The sequence below is a fragment of the Pseudorhodobacter antarcticus genome (assembly GCF_900110135.1).
In the GTDB taxonomy this organism is placed as follows: domain Bacteria; phylum Pseudomonadota; class Alphaproteobacteria; order Rhodobacterales; family Rhodobacteraceae; genus Pseudorhodobacter; species Pseudorhodobacter antarcticus.
This window is the reverse complement of the sequence record NZ_FOCO01000056.1, coordinates 1-15892: the sequence shown is the minus strand read 5'-3', so window position 1 is coordinate 15892 and position 15892 is coordinate 1. Positions and strand designations below refer to the sequence as shown.

Sequence of the window (15892 nt, the reverse complement as noted above, 5' to 3'; positions counted from 1 at the left end):
GCGCCCGGCGCCAATCGGTCAGGGCCGAGGAATAAAGCCCCTCACGGCGCAGGATGCTTGTGACACCGCCGGTGCCCTCTGACCGGTCCGTCTCATCCAGAATGCGCAGCTTGTATTTCGCCGTGAAACTGCGCCGCTTCGGCGTGCTCGTCAGCTCGGCCGTGGGGGCCAGCGGCGCTGAGACAACACGGGCAGGTGTTCGGGAAGCTGTGACGTCGGGTATCATATTGTCGGACGCGGCATTCGGCGAAACCAGCATCTGTGAAGGCATGACCATCTGTTCGTTCTCCTGCGCCCTCAAGTGTAAACTTCAGCCAGTCGATTGTCTCACGATTATTGGCACGGAGGGGAGGGAGTTCTGAGCCTGATCCCATAAAGAACAAGCGTACCCAATACGGAAGTTCGTTCCTTGCTCAACTTTCGGAGGCGAGGCGGGCGGGGATGCTTGATGCGATTGAGATTTATCGCCTTGCTGGCATTAAGCCAAAGTATCAGCGCGAACTTCTCGGGGGCGCCTAAATTTGCCCAAGAAAAGTTCCCCGAAATACCTGTTTGACCTACATGCGGTGATCAAGGCTCTCTCCGGTGGTAACAACTTAGTGAGAAGCGCCTTCATATCCGGGCTCGAAAGTGGCGAAGTTCTCATACAGCGGTCGGTTTCGAAGGAACTCAAAGATGTTGATGAGGATGTCTACAAGGATTTCCAACTGGTGAATCCAGGTAGGGTGTACCAATCCGAGGGTGCAAAGCACGCCTCCGTACAGCAAGCGCTACAACAGAAATACGGAACAAATTTTTGGGGAAACAGCCCGCGCCCGTCCTGTTTTCTTTCGGTAGCTATGAGCACATGCGAGGATCTTATTCTCGTAACGGATGGCAGGCCGTTGTCTGATTGCAGGAAGATCGTCAAGGATTGCAGCCTTGCTACCAAAGTCTTTTCATTGCCAGACTTCGCAGCGGCGGTTTGAGGCGCCAAAAATGCGAACGAGGCGGATTTACAAGCTCCTCTCGTCTAACTGCGGTGGTTCTGCTCGCGATTTATAGTAGGGGGACAGCGATTATGATGAGTAGGTATCGGCTAGCTTACATCAACGCCACATCAACACGCGAATGCACGTTTCGCACCAAGTTTGTTGCCGAATGTCGCTGAATGTGCCCCAATGCAACCATGGAATTTGCGCAAAATCAAAGGCTTGCCGCGTAAGTAATTGAAAAGTATAAGCTATTGAATTTGCTTGGGTTTAGGCTCATAACCTGAAGGTCACAGGTTCAAATCCTGTCCCCGCAACCAAATTACCTAACCAAAACAAATGGTTAGAATCCGACAAAAACACTTGTGTATAGAGGCATGCGTTTTACCTCAACGCCACCTCAACGTTTGACGAGTCCCCCTGAAAAGCGGGGACCTTTTGCGTCGTGGTTGCTCGATAATTGCACGTGCAGGTCTTCGGGAGCTGCCAACTGTGCACAGATCAAAATCTAGGTTAGCGACGTGAAAAACCGTTACCGAAGCCTCGTCAGAAAAAACGCCAAGTTCTTGCCGGTGGTTGCGCCTGGCAACGTGCCGATGGACAGAACGAAGCTGCAGCCATAAGGACGGTGTGGTTCAGTCCCAACGCTTGGGGGCAGCGCATCCTCGTCAGTTCCGACGATTCCCAAGGTAGGCGGTCAGCATTTCTTCGTATTTGGGTCCAAGGTCGAGCAAGAGGCTGCTTTTCCCTTTTGATGCGAGGAGCATTCCTCCGACAAAGGCTGCGTATTCGATCTGCGCGAGCGTCGTTGCCTCGTGATCCGGAAGGTCGCACCCCAACGCCCCTGCAAAATCGATCAGGTCTTGCGCCAGCACCGAAACCCTGCGGTCATCGACAGCGTCGCAGGCCGCTCGAACCTGCGGATCGAGGCCAGCCCAAATCCGGAAAGCTGTCTCGACGCCTGCATTGAGTTGACCTGCCTCCCGATTGAGAACCTTTCTGCGCTTGCCCGGTTCGCGCGTGGCATGCGCAAGGCGCACGATGCGTTCGGTGTTGCGTTCCTGCCAGTCTACGACAAGCCTCGCAACAAACGTCTCCATGCTGCCGAAGTGATGATAGAACGAGCCGCGCGTCTTTGCTGTCGCCGCAGTGAGGCGCTCGATTGTCACGGCACTATGTCCTTGCTCTGCTAGCAGAAGGTAGGCCGCTTCGATCCACGGATCCGGTCCTCTATGCCGACGTGGCGCGACCTCTGTCATGCTGCCAGCGCCCAGACGCCGCTGCCGGTCTGACCAAGAAACAGCACCCATTGGGGCATATCGCGATGGCGCTGCCGTTTCCACAAGACCAGTACCAGACCCCACACACAGAATGCGCCCGAGACCAGCGTTGCAAGGCTTGCAAGGATGCGCCCGTCCGGTGATACGGCTGCATAGGCATAACACCCTGCCAGCACCACAAGACTGATCGTCGCCATGTGCCAGCAGTAGTAGTGGGTCAGAGTTACAGTCGACGACAGCGTTTGCTGCTGCAACAAAGGCCGCGCGATCTCTCGCCCCCCTGCAGCGGCATGGATCACCGCGATACCGAGAGCGAGCAGGGCGGGCACAGCGAAAACCATCATGCCATCACGTGCTGGTTGGAGCGCGCGATCTTGCGCTTGGTGGCTGCAAGCAGCGCCCTTGAGTACAAGATGTGCACTGGCATCAGGACGTTGAAAACCATACCGATAGACTTGCGGCCAGCTACGCCAGTTTCTACCGAAGTAACCGCAGAACCGAAATAGAGCGTAGTGTCTGCATCCCGGTTCGAGGCCACTTGGAACCACGACCTTGTTCGGCCCGTGACGTCGCACATCAGCAGTTGGTCGTCAGCGCGCGCCTCGACATGCCATGCGGCAAATCGGGAGGCTTCACCTTGGACCACCAATGCAGCCTCGGCGTCCGTTGAAGGGTGCCCAGCCAATGACAAGATCGCGCGTTCAGCCTTGAAGAGCCGTGTTGTGTAGAATGCCTCGACATAACGACCAAGACCAATAGTCCCCAGAACATCAACGCGGAAGCAATCCGTATAGTCATCGTTGCCAGCATATCGCTGCAAGAACGCATCAGGTGGGAGGCTGCATCGGTGAATGGTCATTTTCATCCTCGAATCAAAAAAATAACATGAGGTATGGTATGTATCGTGCGAGAGACTGAGGTCAAGCCCCGCTCCTACGCCTGTGCGATGCGGACACTCTGATCAACACCGCATCGCATTCAAGCCTTTGGCACGATTTCGATCAGGCTTCGTCTTTCGGCCAACATCAGGCGGAACATACGGATGGCGTCTGAATCTGGCGCAACCGGCAACCCGGCCGTTGCCTTAGCCGTCTCGTAAGTATCTGACAACATGAGAGACTTCTCCACTTTCTTCCCGACCACCTTCCATACGGCCTTTATGAACTCGTCCTTCGTCATGGCTAAGATCATGTGCGGCGACAGAAACATCTCGAGGAAGGCCATGAACCAATCGGTGCGCGAGCTCTGATGGAAACGATCCGCCTCAGAAAAATAGAGCGGCAGGTCGTGGGTCGGGACACGATGCCACAGCTCGGTCCTGGACCGCGTTACGACATTATGGGTTTGAGACAATTCTTGAATGTCGTTTGTGCAGGAAACCATCGCTTACGGAATGTCTGCACAACGCCGATTTGCAACATATGCAAGAAGAACTGTGAATCCTTTGGATCATTCTTGTCCCACCTGAGGGCGGACGTATGAAATTTACCTCGACGATCTTGCCGCCCTATCCGTTGCCCGGCAATCGCTGCTTGCAACGATGAGAGGGTGCGTCGCGCCAAATCCATCGAGGAATTGCTGCCAGGGCTTTACCTCAAAGGTATATCGACCGGCGATTTCTCCGATGCCCTGGCGGCGCTTCTGGGGCCGGATGTGCCAGGGCTGTCGGCAGGCACGATCACCCGGTTGAAGGCGGATTGGTGGGACGATTATGAACACTGGTGCAAACGCGATCTGTCGGCACGGCGTTATGTGTATTTCGCTGCGCGGCCCTTAGGTTCTGGGCGGACGGCGTCTACGTCACGCCTCGGATGGACGAGGATCGCCAGTGTATGCTGGTGATAATCGGGGCCGACGAATGGGGCAACAAGGATGTTCTTGGCCTTGTCGACAGCTTCTGCGAAAGCACCCAGAGCTGGCGGGAACTGCTCCTGAACCTGAAACACCGGGGGCTGGAGGCCGCACCCAAGCTGGCCGTGGGTGACGGGGCCATGGGGTTCTGGGCCGCCTTGCACATGCTGTATGGCAAGGCCCGGTTGCATGCGCTGCCGGGTGACAGATGGCCGAAACCAAGGCTGCAGCCGACGCTGCCTTCGATTTCTTCGTCGAGGCTTACGGTGTGAAATACGACCGGGCGGCGAAATGCCTTACCAAGGACCGCGCCGATCTACTGGCCTTCCATGACTTCCCCGCCGAGCATTGGAAACACATCCGGACATCAAACCCGAACGAAAGCACGTTCGCCACCCTCCGGAATCGGACCACAAAGACCAAGGCTTGCCTCAGCCGACAAACTGCGGTGGCAATGATGCACCAGCCTATGCTGTCGGCCAAAAAGAAATGGCGCAAGCGCGATGGCCAAAACCGCTTGCCAGAAATCATCGAGGGGGTTGAATTCCGCGATGGCATCAAACACGAAATCAAAGCCGCCTGATCTCACCGTCGCCAACTTTTGGGCATAACTCCCACCATTGACCCCTCCGGAAAAGCCTCAATCTCTATCGCTGCGCGGGCCTGATCGGGGGCGCGGTATTCCACGATAGGTGGACGAACAGTGGTTGCGTCAGAACTAACTGTCTCGCAGCCGACCAGCAACAGCACCGCGATCAGCAGTGCGGCGGCTGGCGGCGTCCAGCACCTTGCGTTGGATTTCGTGGGTTCTCTCTGATTTTGAAACCCGCTCGGCCATCCACCCCGCGCGCTCATCAGCTCGGCGGAGGCTCAGGATGAACAGTGTGAGTGTGAAGATTGCCAAATGGGCCCGAAGAGGATTGGTGGTCTGTGGCGGTTGCAGGGGTCCAGCGTCCGATCTGCTGGAACCCTGCGATGGCCACTTAACCGAACACCAGCCCACCATCTACGATCAGGTTCTGTCCCGTTACAGCCCGCGCCCAAGGTGATGCGAAGAACAGGACCGCATCGGCCATGTCTTCGGGTGTAGTCACCCGGCCCAGCGGCGTTTGTGCGGCTATGATGTCGAACACCTGATCCGGTGTGGCGGCGCTTGCATCTGTCGTGCGCAACAGACCACCCGACACCATGTTTACCGTGATCCCCATCGGCCCCAGCTCCTTGGCCGCTGTGCGGGTAAAGGCCAAAAGTGCGCCCTTGGCTGAAGTATAGTCGTGGTAGGGCACGACGGGATTTTGCATCAGATTGGTGCCGATTGTGATGATCCGACCGTAACCTTGTGCCGCGCAGTGGGCTTGCATCGCCCTAAGGCAGTTCAGCGCACCCCCCACCGATGTTTCGGTTTGCCGCGCAATATCGGCCCAACTCAGGCGGTCCAGATGTGTCCGCGCATCGCCGTTGAACGCGAAATCCGCCAAGGCGTTGTGGACCAGCACATCCGGGGCACCGAAATGTTCAGTGATTTGACTTACCATCACCCCGACCTGCTCTGGACTTGTCACATCCGCGCAGAACGCGGCGGCACGCGGGCCAAGCTCAGTGGCGAGTGCTTCGGCGGCCGCCCGGCTGTTGCGGTAGTTGATGGCGACCCGTCCGCCCTCCCGGTGAAAGGCGCGGGCGATGGCGGCCCCAAGGCCGCGGCCTGCGCCGGTGACAAGAACGGTCTGATCAGAGATTGGGCGTGTCATGGCGTGTTTCCTTTGAACAGGGTGTGGAAGTGGTGCGTCGGGCCATGGCCCGTGCCGACCGTCAGAGCGTCAGCGGTGGCAATGGCGCGGGCGACATAGGCCTTGGCTCGCGCTGCGGCCTCGGGCAGGGGCAGGCCAAACCCCAGAAACGTGGCCAGCGCCGAGGACAGGGTGCAGCCGGTGCCATGGGTCTTGCGGGTCACGTGTCGAACGCCGGGCAGCCAGACGAGACCCGCCGCATTGGCCAACAAATCGGGGCACTCGCCCCCCGGCAGATGGCCGCCTTTCAGCAGCACCGCATGGGGGCCAAGGGCCAGCAACGCGTGCGCTTGGGCCTGCATCTCGGCGCGGGTCACGGCTTCGGGCACGCCAAGCAGGTCTGCGGCTTCGGGCAGGTTGGGGGTGACGACAGTTGCAATGGGCAGCGCCGTGCGCAAGGCGGCAACCGCCCCGGCCCGAAGCAGCCGGTCCCCGCTTTTGGCAACCATCACCGGATCAAGGACGATGGGCGCCCCAAGGCCGGACAGCCCTGTAAGAACCGCTCCGATGATTGCGGCTGTCCCCAACATCCCGATCTTGACCGCATCCACGCGGATATCAGCGCGGATTGCCGCAATCTGGGCCGTCACAAAGTCTGGCGCGATCATCTGCACGGCTGCGACACCTTGGGTGTTCTGCGCCGTGAGGGCGGTGATCACGGCCATGGCATAGCCACCATTGGCCGAGATCGCCTTGATATCGGCCTGAACCCCTGCGCCACCCGACGGGTCAGAGCCTGCAATCGACAGGATGTTGGGGATCATGGCATCCCCCATTCTGCAAGCAGGGCACGGGTTGCAGCCTCGGGGTCCGGCGCGCGTGTTACAGAGCTTACCACGGCCATGCCGATAGCCCCGGTGGCGCGCACGGCCCCCGCATCGCCAGACTTCATGCCGCCGATGGCATAGGTGGGCAACGCCGCTACCGCAACGATCTTCGCCAAACCGTCAAAGCCGATGGGGGTGGCATGATCGGACTTGGTCGGCGTGGCCCGCACCGGACCTGCGCCGATATAATCCACACCGGGTGGGATCAGGCGGGCTTGCGCCACCGTCTCAACGGACAGGCCAAGGATCATGCCGGGGGGCATACGCCGACGGATGGCCGCCGCATCGCCATCGCCCTGACCGATGTGCAGCCCATGCGCGCCGGTCGCCAGCGCCACCTCGACCCGGTCATTCACGATCAGCAGCGTTCCTAACGCAGCCATTTCCGGCAACAAAAGCCGGATGAGCGTCGCCAGATCACCGTCGGACGCGGTCTTGTCGCGCAGTTGCACCCAAGCAGCCCCACCCCGCGCCGCCGCGCGCGCCTGTTCGACCACGGGAAGGGCTGCGCCGGGGTCGGTGATCACATAAATCGGCCCCCTCATGCGCAGCTGACCTGTGCGCCAGCAGTTACATCCTGTGGTGTCAGGGCATAAAGTGCGTCCAGAAACGCCACCTGAAAACTGCCCGGACCATTGGCCACTTGCGCTGCGCGCTCGCCCGCCAGCCCGAAGTAGGCCAGTGCGGCAACAGTTGCGGGCAGGGCGGGCTGGCCCACCAGAAACGCGGCGATCACCCCGTTCAGCGAACAACCCAAGGCGGTCACGCGCGGCATCAGCGCATCGCCATTGGCCACGCGAAAGCTCTGCACGCCATCGGTGACATAATCCACCGGACCAGACACCGCGACCACCGCACCGCAGCGGGCCGCAAGGTCGCGCGCGCAGGCCTCGGCTGCGGCCACCGGATCGGCACTATCAGCGCCGCGTCCGGCGCCTCCAAGCCCTGCCAGCGCCAAAATCTCGGACGCATTCCCGCGAATGACCGTTGGCCGCAGGGCCATCAGCCGCGCGCAGACATCGCGGCGAAATTGCGTGGCCCCCACGCCGACCGGGTCCAGCACCCATGGCCGACCGCTGGCCGCTATCGCCTGCGCGGCCATCTCCATGGCTTCGGCCCAAGCCGCATCCAGCGTGCCGATGTTCACGCAAAGCGCTTGTGCGAGGCCCGCAAACTCCACCACTTCTTCGCGGGCATGCACCATGGCAGGCGATGCCCCCGCCGCCAAAGCCACGTTGGCGGCGATGTTCATGGCCACATAGTTGGTGATCTGATGCACCAGTGGTGCTGTCGCCCGCATCTTGGCAAGGCTGGTTCCGGTATCGTCCATAAGGCTCCCCCGCTGCGCGCAAGGGGCCAGTGGCAGGCCCGCCATAGCCATCACAGGCGAAGGGGGCATCTACCGCAGACTCCCTACGCCAGCATTATCTGGTTCAGGTTCAAAGGGTGCTTCTCAGCCCGGATCCCCGGACGCCCCTGTCGCGCAGGCAGAAAATGCCATTTCAAGGCCGACGTCAAGCAGGTTATGGAGGGTGTGCCGGATTGCGGTCGTGCCACGTCGGGGCTTTCACGCGGGATGTCAGAAAAGACGGATAGGGGTTGGGTGCGCGGCGTGGCCTGCTTCTGCAGGGTTTAGCCTTGTGATGTTGCATTGGGGAAAAGAGACATGAACACAGCCTTCCTTGCCTCAGTGATCGTGCTTTGCGTCGGTGTTTTTTGGGGTGTTTACTGGGTGCCTGTGCGCGCAATTGCCGCGCTTGGGCTGGATGGCGCCTGGGGCACGGGCGCGATCACCCTCGCGGCGATGCTGTTCCTGCTGCCGTTCGTTGCGGGCAAGACCCACGTGTTTCGGGAAACGGGCATCGTTGGCGTGGTGTCGATTGCGCTGGGGGGTGCCGCCTTTGCGCTTTATTCCATCGGGTTTCTCTACGGCAAAGTGGCGCTTGTCGTCCTTTTGTGGTTTTTCAGCCCGGTCTGGAGCGTGCTGATCGCCAAATTCGTTCTGCGCTGGCAGGTTCCAACGCTACGACTGATCGCAATTGGTGTGGGTCTTGTCGGGCTGGTGATCATGCTGGGGGGCGAAGGCGGTGTGCCGGTTCCGCGCAGTTTGGGCGAATGGATGGCCTTTGTCGGTGGGTTGATCTGGGCGGGCGCCACCGCAGGAATGCGCCTGAAGTCCCGCGTGCCACCGCTGCCTGCGGCGTTCGTGTTTGCCGCTGGCGCGTCGCTGACATCTTTCGCTTTTGCCCCTTTTCTTGAACCTCTGCCCATAGTCGCCGCCGCTGACGCCGCCCGTATGGGCATCACGGTCCTTGTCACAGGCGGTTTGTGGTGGGGGCTGTCGATTGCCGGTCTGATGTGGGCCACCCTTCGGCTTGACCCGGCACGGGTGGGTATTCTTTTGATGCCCGAGGTGATATTTGGCGCGCTAACCGCCGCGATCTTCGCCGGGGAAACGCTGTCTGCCAGCGAGATGATCGGGGGCGGATTGGTCATTCTGTGCGGAATGCTGGAGGTCTGGCCAACAAAGGCCGATGCCGGACATCCGCAAGCGTCCAACAACGCGCCATAAGGGCTGCTTTGGGGTCACGCTGCAGCGGGATGCGCGGCATCACCGAGGCAGTCTTGGTTTACCGCGCGAAGCGAGAGATTGTTGGTTCAGCACCATAAGGTCAATCTCATCAGCGATGATCTGTTCGCAAAGATGAATCGCAGCCAAGGCTTGGGTATGACTGAGGTGCTTGTATGCAGGCCGGGCGATGTGATCGTACCAGACCCCTTTGCAGATCGTGTCCAGCACAATGCGCTGAAAACAATGGTCGTTCCGGACAGGCCAGTGCCTCTTTTCGCCATGCGCGAGGGATGGCATGACCGTCCGCGTCAAATGAACGTAGCGCGTAATCGGACTGTCGGCGCGCGCTTGCGGGAAGTTGAGTTCGTGTTGCACCTTGTCGTCCCTCTGGCAGGTGGTTTTCGTCTGTTGCTGCCAACGCGACTTAGCGCCGAGTTGATGCTGCGACCACAATCGGATGGAGGCAAAGCAAACCATTGCGCTAAAGTGACAACCCGTGCGCGTCCACGAAAAGGGTTGATTTCCGCACCACATCAATACCTTGACTTGTCGCATAGCCGAGGCATTTTGCGCAACATGAAACAGCCCATACTCGACCCGGAAACTCTTGGCGAAACCATCGAGATGGCTTTAAGCGATCACGATAGCTTTGACGCGATCCGAAACCTGCATGGGCTTGGCCCGGACGCGGTGAAAACGCTGATGCGGCAGAACCTGAAAAGTGGCAGCTACCGTGCATGGCGCAGGCGGGTTCGGGCATTCTCTGACCGGCGCGAGGTGTATAAATAATCCCGGACATGCACCCTTGGGCGGCTGATCTGTCCGACTTATACGCGCAGGTCTGGATACGGCTTGTGCGCGGTGTGCGCGACCGGCGCACCCCGACCCGCCACCCGACCTTGGCCACGGTCACGCCTGAAGGCAAGCCGCAGGCCAGAACTGTGGTTCTGCGCGCAGCGGACAAAGGCACAGGAACGCTGGACATTCACACCGACCTGCATTCAGCCAAGGTTGCAGAGTTGCGCCGTACTCCCTTTGCCGCGCTGCATGTGTGGGACGCGGGCGCGCGCCTGCAGATGCGGTTGGGGGCCACGGCCACCATTCTGACCGGCCCGGATGCGGCGGTCGTTTGGGCCGGGGTTCCGGACGCGTCGCGCCAGTCATATGGCTGCCAGCCCGCACCCGGGCGACCGATCGCAGAAGCGCTTGACTATGCAAGGCAGCCTGACCCGGCTAGTTTCGCCGTTCTGCGGCTGACGGTGCAGATGATTGATGCCTTGCATCTGGGCCCACACCATCGCCGCGCCCGGTTTGATCGCCATGCGGGCTGGGCGGGAATTTGGCTTGCCCCCTGACGTCGTGGATGTAAGGCGTATGCGGTGCAGGCAAGGGGCCGATCAGACCGCCACCGGGCGCAGCGCAGACAATGCCTCGGCATCGAGGATCAGCCGCACGCCAAGGCTGCCCGACCCGGCCAGAACGGGCCGCTTGCGTAGGCAGATATCCAGCGCCTTGATCGCTGGATAGGCGGCGCAGGCATAGGCGATGCGTGTCATCAGCCGTTCTTGCGTTTCATAATGGCGCTCGCTCGCCAAGGCATCGATCTGGCGGATCAAGGGGTCATAGTCGAAAACATGCGCCATCCCATCCTGCGCAATCAAGACGAGGTCCGCCGCGATGGTCAGGGTCAGGTCAAGCAGATGCGCCTCGGGTACGACGTCGTGGGGCCCATAGGTTCCAATTCGCACGGCGATCTTCAGGTCCTTCAATTCGATTTGGCTGTATGCTGGCAAGGTAAGAACTCCGGTTTATTGGAAGATAATCGCGTGAGCCCCGCGCGCTTCGCTGATTGGAAGGATGCATGTCAGGCGTCCTCATCTAAAGGCTCACCACCAGCGGGGTTCGTGCCCACCTTCATCAATTGCTGGGTCAAAAGCGCCTTGTAACGACGCTGACGCCGACGCGCTTTTGCGCCAGACGCGCGCCATCCTTCGCGCTTGTCCTGAACAAGCTCTTCAAGATCGGCCGCAACCGATATCTTGTGCGCGTCGGATGGTGAAGTGCGTTTGACCATGGGGGTGTTGTAGCTGTCGGTTGCAAAGCGGCAAGTGATCACCCGCAGGGCAAACGGCTGCGGTCCTTCTTCGCAGCAATACCCGAGGATCTGGCTGTTTTGCCACAGGACCGGTTGCTGAAAGCGGATGAAAGCCAGCTATATCAGGTTCATCGGAGGCTAAATGAAAACCAATGAAACATTCTCACGACTTCCAATCGGACATCTTGCACGTCCACCACGTTCCGAACAGCATCCCAGACCGGGTAGCACTGCGCGTGGTAAAAAGTATGCGGTTCTTCGCAGACCGGTTCTTTGCCAAACGTTATGGGCACCGGGCTGTTGTGCTTGAAACGGTCGCAGCCGTGCCAGGCATGGTGGGCGGGCTCTTGCAACATCTGGGCGCCATTCGTCACATCCGTGACGATCAGGGCTGGATCAAGGAATTGATCGATGAGGCCGATAACGAGCGTATGCATCTGATGACGTTCATCAAGATCGCAGAGCCCAGCAGGTTTGAGCGATTTCTGATCATGGTGGCGCAGTTGATCTTTTATAACCTCTACTTCTTCCTCTACCTGCTTGCCCCCAAGACGGCGCATCGCGTGGTCGGCTACCTCGAGGAAGAGGCGGTGGTCAGCTACACCCACTATCTGGCAGAGATTGACGCAGGCCGGGTCGAAAACGTGGCAGCACCGCAGATCGCGATAAAATACTGGAACCTGCCAGCCTCGGCGCGCTTGCGCGACGTGGTCCTTGTGGTGCGCGCGGACGAGGCCCATCACCGCGATACCAACCACCACTTTGCCAATCAGTTGGCGAAAGGTGTGCGTGCTTGAACCGAGGCCGATGCCAAGGGATATAAGTGGCAGCCGCGACAGTTGGGCAGCCACTTTTCGGTTTCAAACATCGGCAACCCAATTGGTTTGCCTGAGCGGGCGTTAGATGTTCCTCGCTGCGACCGTCTGCCCGCACACGACACCTGCCGTTATAGTTTCCTGGAGTACGCCAAGCCATGCTTGATATTGATAGAATCCGCAGTGATTTCCCGATTTTGTCGCGTCATGTGAACGGCAAGCCGCTGGTTTATCTGGATAACGGCGCTTCGGCTCAAAAACCTCAAGCCGTCATTGATGCCATCGCGCAGACCTATGCGCATGAATATGCCAATGTGCATCGGGGTTTGCACTACCTGTCCAATCTGGCGACCGACAACTATGAACGGGTGCGGGGCATCGTCGCGCGCTTTCTGGGCGCGGCCAGCGAGGATGAGATCATCTTCAATTCGGGTGCGACAGAGGGCATCAACATGGTTGCCTATGGCTGGGCCATGCCTCGCATGAAGGCCGGGGACGAGATCATCCTCAGCATCATGGAACATCACGCCAATATCGTGCCGTGGCATTTTCTGCGCGAACGGCAGGGCGTGGTGATCAAGTGGGTTGAAGTGGACAGCACCGGCGCATTGGACCCCGCAAAAGTGCTGGAGACAATCACGCCGCGCACAAAGCTGATCGCGGTCACGCATTGCTCGAACGTGCTTGGCACCATCGTCGATGTTGGCGCGATCTGCGCGGGCGCCCGCGCCCTCGGTGTGCCCGTGCTGGTGGATGGCAGCCAGGCCGCCGTCCACATGCCGATCAATGTGCAAGACCTTGGCTGTGATTTCTATGCGGTCACGGGGCACAAGCTTTATGGCCCATCAGGATCAGGGGCGATCTATGTCCGCCAGGACCGGATGGCCGAGATGCGCCCCTTCATGGGGGGCGGCGACATGATCCGCGAAGTCACGCGCGACAGCGTGACCTACAATGATGCGCCGATGAAGTTTGAGGCAGGCACCCCCGGTATCGTGCAGACCATCGGTCTGGGTGTGGCGCTAGACTATATGACGGGGTTGGGCATGGCCAATATCGCGGCGCATGAACAGCAACTTCGCGACTATGCCCGCGCCCGTCTTGACGGCTTGAATTGGATCACGGTGCAAGGGACAACGCCCGAGAAGGCTCCCATTTTTTCATTTTCGATGCAGGGTGCCGCCCATGCGCACGATATTTCGACCATTCTTGACAAGAAAGGCGTCGCTGTCCGGGCGGGCCAGCATTGTGCTGGCCCCTTGATGGCGCATCTGGGGCTTACCGCCACCTGCCGCGCGTCTTTCGCGGTGTACAACACCAGGGCCGAGGTTGACGTGCTGATCGACGCGCTGGAGCTGGCGCACGATCTGTTCGCCTGACGGGTCCTGTCAGTTGACCAGTACAGGTGCAGCATGCAGGTATGTGCGGTCTTCGATCTGTTTCACAAGGAAATCGGCGACGCTTGCCCGTGAGATGATCCCGTTGCGCCACGAGGATGGATCGCGAAGCACTTTGTATCGACTGGATTTCGGGCCGTTCAGCAGCACACCCGGGCGCCCGATCGTCCAGTCCAGACCGCTTTGCTTGATCAGGTCTTCCTGACGGGTCTTGTCGTCATAGGCACGGCCAAACACGATCTGAAACGGGGCACGTTGCAGTAAGCCGATGCTGGCCCGGCTGTCGCCAGCCCCGAAACCGGTGACACAGACGAGACGCTTGACTGATTTTTCCGTCATCGCTGCGACAATCACACACGTCGCGTCGGAAAACAGATGCACGGGTTTGATGAGTTCGCCCAAGCCCACGCCAAGCGTAATGATCACGGCGTCCACACCTGCAAGAGCTGCTTCAACATCTTGCGGGCGCGTTGCATCACCTTGCACCTTTTCCAGTCGCGGATCGGACAGGGTCATGGCGGCGGCAGACCTAGCAAAAGCGCGTACATCATAGCCAGCGGCCAATGCCGCCTTGGTCGTTGCCAACCCGATACCCTTGCTGGCACCGATTATAAGGACTTTCACAACGAAACCTCCAGGTTTGACGGCAAAAGCGGTCCGGGAAGGGACGCCTGACGAATGTTCGGATCAGGATGGTTGACGCAGGTCTTTGCGCCTGTCCTGTCGAAGCCGGTTTGACCCAGCAACAAGCTGCGGCTGAGATGACAAGCCACTTTCAATCATGCTCTCCATCCCGGCGGCGTCCCGCTCCGCGCATGAAGAGTTTTGGCCGCTTGGCCGCGACCGTAAACGTGGCCGCCGTGACCGCCGCTGCCGCAATCAAGACCGCATGACCCAGTATACTGGCCGCAAGAAGTGTGTAGCTTCCGAGCGCGACAGAGAAACTGACCGCCCACATAAGCCCCAAAACTTGCAGAATATAGTGACGTACAGCGACATCGGGAATATGGCGAAGCGGGCTAACATTATGATCGAACGCGAAGTTCCACGCAGTCACAACAATGGTCTTGATAGCTGTGATCATGGCTTTGGTCCTTGCGCTTTTTAAGCTTAAAATATGTTGGGCGCTTCCACCCCCCGTCAACAAACAGGTAGCGCTTGACCGCAGCGTTCCCAGCCCCAACGGCTGCAAAGTGCAAAAGGCCCGTTGCCATCAGCAGCGCCGCTGATTTCGCATGACCATCCTTGTGTCTGCGATCCGCTGACACAGTCGGCACCCACGTCTCAGCTTCCTACCAAAGTTTTCCATGCGACCCTAAGGCGGAAGTCGGACAAGAGGGATTTTCTGACGGTGTGGTCCAAGGGGAAGGCTATTTTCTCTTCAATCAGTAAACATGGTGTTCCGAGCGCGGTTCCGGCCTATCCTCTTACAACCTTTGGGAGTGCGCCCTGATGCTCGATGCCAATAATTCCTCTATCGGACGCTTTGATAAATCTTTCCTCGTACACATGATCAAGGATTTTTTCCTTGTTCTGCTTGCCGTAAGCATTCTCGAATTTGCCCTGAAAGCGGCGGCCGTCTATTACAACTATAGCGTCAATGGGGCCTCAGAGGCGCAGGTTGTTGCCGAAGATCTGGCCGAGAACGTGCGGTCGATCATGCGCAACGAAGGTGGGCCGGTCGCAGCGCGCACGATCTATCCGATCCTGGAGCGGAACTGGACTGACCTTGGGTATGCGGTGGCAATCGTCCCGTCGGACGTGACGATCCGGTCTATCGAGAATGCCTTTGATTTTGTGCCCGCAGGTATCCCAGAGGCATGGCCACCGGGCGACTTCAAGGAGGCGTCGGTCCAGATTACGGCCGAAGCCTTTTGTCTGCAATGCCACACCGAGGCAAAGGTTGGCGATGTGCTGGGCACGGTCACAGTGCACAACTATCTGCAACGCGACTTTGCGATCTGGTTTAACGAAGTGCGCCTTGCCGCGGGTCTTGCCGTGGGCAAGATCGTGCTGCATTCGGTTTTGCTGTTCCTGATCTTGCGCGCCCGGATGGAACCGCTTTTGCGCCTGCGCGCAGTGGTCAGCAGCCTTTCCAAGGCTTACGGCGCACTGGACCAGCGGGCGGAAATTCGGACAGAAGACGAATTCGGCGTGCTGGCGCGCGATCTCAACATCTTTCTGGATCGCATCAATCGCTTGATATCAGAGTATCCGTCTTGATCAAGCCTCTTTAATCACCCAATTTCGGTTTGCTTTGATGAGGGCGTTGGCGAGTTCAATCAGCTTTCGCATGA

General features: G+C 59.2%; 18 protein-coding genes, 3 pseudogenes and 1 riboswitch. Of the genes and pseudogenes, 8 read left to right on the top strand and 13 right to left on the bottom strand.

Annotated features, from left to right (window positions below; translation table 11 throughout):
• Positions 1-277: pseudogene (locus tag BMY36_RS20055) on the bottom strand (IS3 family transposase); the annotation flags it as partial.
• Positions 278-521: 244 nt separating this feature from the next.
• Between BMY36_RS20055 and BMY36_RS17215 the strand changes: the two are divergent.
• Positions 522-968, top strand: coding sequence for a hypothetical protein (locus BMY36_RS17215; RefSeq protein ID WP_050521077.1), 447 nt, complete (start codon positions 522-524; stop codon positions 966-968).
• Between the two features lie 671 nt (positions 969-1639).
• Here the strand turns inward: BMY36_RS17215 and BMY36_RS17210 are convergent.
• The 4 genes and pseudogenes from BMY36_RS17210 to BMY36_RS20050 all read right to left on the bottom strand — a co-directional run.
• Entirely contained in the window at positions 1640-2230 is a 591-nt protein-coding gene (locus BMY36_RS17210; RefSeq protein ID WP_074818972.1) for a TetR/AcrR family transcriptional regulator, read from the bottom strand.
• Positions 2227-2595 (bottom strand): hypothetical protein, encoded by a 369-nt coding sequence (locus BMY36_RS17205; protein WP_050521079.1) that lies wholly within the window; start codon positions 2593-2595, stop codon positions 2227-2229. The genes BMY36_RS17210 and BMY36_RS17205 overlap by 4 nt, the downstream gene beginning before the upstream one ends.
• Positions 2592-3116, bottom strand: a complete 525-nt coding sequence (locus tag BMY36_RS17200; protein ID WP_050521080.1) for a hypothetical protein — start codon at positions 3114-3116, stop codon at positions 2592-2594. The genes BMY36_RS17205 and BMY36_RS17200 overlap by 4 nt, the downstream gene beginning before the upstream one ends.
• Positions 3117-3250: 134 nt before the next feature.
• Positions 3251-3714, bottom strand: a pseudogene (locus BMY36_RS20050) (IS110 family transposase); the annotation flags it as partial.
• Between the two features lie 85 nt (positions 3715-3799).
• On the opposite strand from BMY36_RS20050, the pseudogene BMY36_RS20640 reads away from it, so the two are divergent.
• Positions 3800-4685, top strand: a pseudogene (locus BMY36_RS20640) (transposase); the annotation flags it as partial.
• A 400-nt stretch (positions 4686-5085) separates the two neighbouring features.
• Here BMY36_RS20640 and BMY36_RS17175 read toward each other — a convergent pair.
• From BMY36_RS17175 to thiM, 4 genes are read right to left on the bottom strand one after another with little or no spacing between them, the layout of a single operon-like run.
• Complete coding sequence (locus tag BMY36_RS17175; RefSeq protein WP_050521084.1) at positions 5086-5850, bottom strand: 3-oxoacyl-ACP reductase; 765 nt, start codon at positions 5848-5850, stop codon at positions 5086-5088.
• On the bottom strand, positions 5847-6653 hold the full coding sequence (gene thiD / locus BMY36_RS17170) for a bifunctional hydroxymethylpyrimidine kinase/phosphomethylpyrimidine kinase (protein WP_050521096.1): 807 nt from the start codon (positions 6651-6653) through the stop codon (positions 5847-5849). Before thiD ends, BMY36_RS17175 begins: the two co-directional genes overlap by 4 nt.
• Positions 6650-7261: a thiamine phosphate synthase gene (gene thiE / locus BMY36_RS17165; protein WP_050521085.1), complete on the bottom strand. Its 612-nt coding sequence runs from the start codon at positions 7259-7261 to the stop codon at positions 6650-6652. The genes thiD and thiE overlap by 4 nt, the downstream gene beginning before the upstream one ends.
• Positions 7258-8046: a hydroxyethylthiazole kinase gene (gene thiM, locus BMY36_RS17160; protein WP_050521097.1), complete on the bottom strand. Its 789-nt coding sequence runs from the start codon at positions 8044-8046 to the stop codon at positions 7258-7260. The genes thiE and thiM overlap by 4 nt, the downstream gene beginning before the upstream one ends.
• Before the next feature lie 63 nt (positions 8047-8109).
• Positions 8110-8204: riboswitch (TPP riboswitch) on the bottom strand.
• Between the two features lie 178 nt (positions 8205-8382).
• Here thiM and BMY36_RS17155 point away from each other — a divergent pair.
• The 3 genes from BMY36_RS17155 to BMY36_RS17140 all read left to right on the top strand — a co-directional run bounded on the left by BMY36_RS17155 (position 8383) and on the right by BMY36_RS17140 (position 10643).
• Complete coding sequence (locus BMY36_RS17155) at positions 8383-9288, top strand: DMT family transporter (RefSeq protein ID WP_050521086.1); 906 nt, start codon at positions 8383-8385, stop codon at positions 9286-9288.
• A 576-nt stretch (positions 9289-9864) separates the two neighbouring features.
• On the top strand, positions 9865-10077 hold the full coding sequence (locus BMY36_RS17145) for a DUF2805 domain-containing protein (protein ID WP_050521087.1): 213 nt from the start codon (positions 9865-9867) through the stop codon (positions 10075-10077).
• Between the two features lie 8 nt (positions 10078-10085).
• Positions 10086-10643 carry a pyridoxamine 5'-phosphate oxidase family protein gene (locus BMY36_RS17140; RefSeq protein WP_050521088.1) on the top strand — a complete coding sequence of 186 codons (558 nt, stop codon included), beginning with the start codon at positions 10086-10088 and terminating at the stop codon, positions 10641-10643.
• Between the two features lie 42 nt (positions 10644-10685).
• On the opposite strand, the gene BMY36_RS17135 is transcribed toward BMY36_RS17140, so the two are convergent.
• Both BMY36_RS17135 and BMY36_RS17130 read right to left on the bottom strand, forming a co-directional pair.
• Positions 10686-11081, bottom strand: coding sequence for a dihydroneopterin aldolase (locus BMY36_RS17135; protein ID WP_050521089.1), 396 nt, complete (start codon positions 11079-11081; stop codon positions 10686-10688).
• Between the two features lie 71 nt (positions 11082-11152).
• Positions 11153-11362, bottom strand: a complete 210-nt coding sequence (locus tag BMY36_RS17130) for a hypothetical protein (protein ID WP_050521090.1) — start codon at positions 11360-11362, stop codon at positions 11153-11155.
• A gap of 173 nt (positions 11363-11535) precedes the next feature.
• Here BMY36_RS17130 and BMY36_RS17125 point away from each other — a divergent pair, with 173 nt between their 5' ends.
• Positions 11536-12180, top strand: a complete 645-nt coding sequence (locus tag BMY36_RS17125) for an alternative oxidase (protein ID WP_050521091.1) — start codon at positions 11536-11538, stop codon at positions 12178-12180.
• 176 nt (positions 12181-12356) lie between these two features.
• Positions 12357-13577 (top strand): cysteine desulfurase, encoded by a 1221-nt coding sequence (locus BMY36_RS17120; protein WP_050521092.1) that lies wholly within the window; start codon positions 12357-12359, stop codon positions 13575-13577.
• Positions 13578-13586: 9 nt separating this feature from the next.
• Here BMY36_RS17120 and BMY36_RS17115 read toward each other — a convergent pair whose 3' ends face one another.
• Together BMY36_RS17115 and BMY36_RS17110 are read right to left on the bottom strand one after the other, a co-directional pair.
• Positions 13587-14219 (bottom strand): NAD(P)-dependent oxidoreductase, encoded by a 633-nt coding sequence (locus BMY36_RS17115; protein ID WP_050521093.1) that lies wholly within the window; start codon positions 14217-14219, stop codon positions 13587-13589.
• Positions 14220-14370: 151 nt separating this feature from the next.
• On the bottom strand, positions 14371-14679 hold the full coding sequence (locus BMY36_RS17110) for a hypothetical protein (RefSeq protein ID WP_050521094.1): 309 nt from the start codon (positions 14677-14679) through the stop codon (positions 14371-14373).
• A 425-nt stretch (positions 14680-15104) separates the two neighbouring features.
• Here BMY36_RS17110 and BMY36_RS17105 point away from each other — a divergent pair, with 425 nt between their 5' ends.
• Entirely contained in the window at positions 15105-15818 is a 714-nt protein-coding gene (locus tag BMY36_RS17105; protein WP_244888694.1) for a HAMP domain-containing protein, read from the top strand.
• The last annotated feature ends 74 nt before the right edge of the window (positions 15819-15892 follow it).

Coding starts and splice junctions, on each gene's coding strand:
- BMY36_RS17130 (WP_050521090.1), bottom strand. CDS start 11,362: ATGGTCAAACGCACTTCACCATCCGACGCGCACAAGATATCGGTTGCG.
- BMY36_RS17110 (WP_050521094.1), bottom strand. CDS start 14,679: ATGATCACAGCTATCAAGACCATTGTTGTGACTGCGTGGAACTTCGCG.
- thiE (WP_050521085.1), bottom strand. CDS start 7,261: ATGAGGGGGCCGATTTATGTGATCACCGACCCCGGCGCAGCCCTTCCC.
- thiM (WP_050521097.1), bottom strand. CDS start 8,046: ATGGACGATACCGGAACCAGCCTTGCCAAGATGCGGGCGACAGCACCA.
- BMY36_RS17200 (WP_050521080.1), bottom strand. CDS start 3,116: ATGAAAATGACCATTCACCGATGCAGCCTCCCACCTGATGCGTTCTTG.
- BMY36_RS17105 (WP_244888694.1), top strand. CDS start 15,105: ATGATCAAGGATTTTTTCCTTGTTCTGCTTGCCGTAAGCATTCTCGAA.
- BMY36_RS17140 (WP_050521088.1), top strand. CDS start 10,086: ATGCACCCTTGGGCGGCTGATCTGTCCGACTTATACGCGCAGGTCTGG.
- BMY36_RS17175 (WP_050521084.1), bottom strand. CDS start 5,850: ATGACACGCCCAATCTCTGATCAGACCGTTCTTGTCACCGGCGCAGGC.
- BMY36_RS17145 (WP_050521087.1), top strand. CDS start 9,865: ATGAAACAGCCCATACTCGACCCGGAAACTCTTGGCGAAACCATCGAG.
- BMY36_RS17205 (WP_050521079.1), bottom strand. CDS start 2,595: ATGATGGTTTTCGCTGTGCCCGCCCTGCTCGCTCTCGGTATCGCGGTG.
- thiD (WP_050521096.1), bottom strand. CDS start 6,653: ATGATCCCCAACATCCTGTCGATTGCAGGCTCTGACCCGTCGGGTGGC.
- BMY36_RS17125 (WP_050521091.1), top strand. CDS start 11,536: ATGAAACATTCTCACGACTTCCAATCGGACATCTTGCACGTCCACCAC.
- BMY36_RS17155 (WP_050521086.1), top strand. CDS start 8,383: ATGAACACAGCCTTCCTTGCCTCAGTGATCGTGCTTTGCGTCGGTGTT.
- BMY36_RS17120 (WP_050521092.1), top strand. CDS start 12,357: ATGCTTGATATTGATAGAATCCGCAGTGATTTCCCGATTTTGTCGCGT.
- BMY36_RS17210 (WP_074818972.1), bottom strand. CDS start 2,230: ATGACAGAGGTCGCGCCACGTCGGCATAGAGGACCGGATCCGTGGATC.